The sequence below is a fragment of the Monashia sp. HAY1-2A genome, from assembly GCF_056755315.1.
The window spans coordinates 1-302 of the sequence record NZ_JBNDHY010000350.1 but is presented as its reverse complement, the minus strand read 5'-3'; the positions used below and the strand labels follow the sequence as shown (position 1 = coordinate 302).

At 40.1% G+C, this 302-nt stretch carries 1 protein-coding gene; it reads left to right on the top strand.

All coding sequences use genetic code 11. From position 1 onward, the window contains the following. Positions 1-302, top strand: a 302-nt coding sequence (locus ACPYOM_RS22250; RefSeq protein ID WP_481347627.1) for a glutamate racemase, incomplete at both ends; no start/stop codon positions are given.

Here is a 302-nt window from a genome sequence, read left to right as displayed (position 1 = left end):
CCTTCCGTACGGTGAAAAATCTAAGGAAGCTATCATTGAATATTCTACCAAGATCACCAACTTTCTGTTAGACCAAAACTGTAAAGCGATCGTTATTGCCTGCAACACGGCGACGGCAAATGCTTTAAACGAAGTAATGCAGTCAGTTGCCGGTAAAGTCCCGTTAATTGATGTAATCAATCCTGTTGCGGAAAAAGTTTCTTATGAAATCCACAACAATGTCGGCGTTATTGCTACAAAGGCAACGGTGAATTCCGGTCTGTATAAAAAGAGCATCAGAAAACATAATAAATGGATCAAGG